Consider the following 1,165-nt stretch of genomic DNA (forward strand, 5'->3'; position numbering starts at 1 on the left):
CGGTCGGACCGCTGACGCTTGCGCTCAACCGCGCCGGCTCGCGATCCCGGCCGCGTCGGCCTTCGCAGGGCTGTTAGCCCCGCTGGTCCTGCCGGGCAGGGATGCTCGGCCGCAGTTGCACCGGCCCGTCCGCTCCGCGGGCCGGGGGGGTGTCTTCGAGAGGAAGACGAGAAAGGACGCAGCGATTGGCTGTGTCCGGCAACCCCGTAAGGAGCATTTCCATGGAACTGAAGTTTGTCGATCCGCGCGCGCTGAAGGGAAACCCCGACAAGGCGCGACGCTCCAAGTCGAGCCCGCAGGCGGACGCATTGCTGCTGGCGACCATCCGCGCCGTCGGTATCGTGCAGCCGCCTGTCGTTGCACCGGAACCGAACAGCGGCAACGGGTTCGTCATCGATGCCGGCCATCGCCGCGTCAAGCAGGCCATTGCCGCAGGCCTTGAAGAGATCGCCGTGCTGGTGATCGAACGCGCCGAAGATGGCGGCGCCATGCGCTCGCTCGCCGAAACACTGGCGCATGAACAGCTCAATCCCGTCGATCAGTGGCGGGCGATCGAACGCTTGGTCGCGCTCGGCTGGACCGAGGAAGCGATCGCGGTCGCTTTGGCNCGCAAGCTGCGTCTGCTCGCCAATGTCCTGCCGGCGATGCTCGATCAGATGGCCAAGGGCGATATGCCCAATGAGAGCCAGTTGCGCACTATCGCCTCCGCCTCGCTCGACGACCAGAAGGAGGTCTGGAAGAAGCACAAGCCCTCGAAGGCCGACCCGCAGGTCTCCTGGTGGAGCGTGGCGCAGGGCCTGCAGAAGACCCGCATGTATCCCCGCGATGCGAGCTTCGGCGACGAGCTCGCGCAGGCCTACGGCATTGCCTGGGTCGAGGACCTGTTCGCACCGGCCGATCAGGACAGCCGCTACACGACGGATGTCGAGGCATTCCTGGGCGCACAGCAGGAGTGGATGACGCAGAACCTGCCCAAGAAGGGGGTCATCACCGAGACCAACAACTGGGGCCAGCCGGAACTGCCGAAGAAGGCCGAGCGCGTCTATGGGAAGCCGGGCAAGTCCGACCATACGGCTCTGTACCTCGACCGCGAGGGGAAGGTTCAGACGGTGCACTTCCGCATGCCCGAGGCGAAGAAGCCGAAGAAGGGCGAACAGCCAGCGGG

The 1,165-nt window shown here is 66.2% G+C and carries 1 protein-coding gene; it reads left to right on the forward strand.

The window, feature by feature from the left end; genetic code table 11:
- Positions 1-221 precede the first annotated feature (221 nt).
- On the forward strand, positions 222-1,165 hold a 944-nt coding region (locus CEV33_RS00145; RefSeq protein WP_167388066.1), incomplete at its 3' end, for a ParB N-terminal domain-containing protein.

The sequence above is a fragment of the Brucella grignonensis genome (assembly GCF_002252505.1).
Lineage (GTDB): Bacteria > Pseudomonadota > Alphaproteobacteria > Rhizobiales > Rhizobiaceae > Brucella > Brucella grignonensis.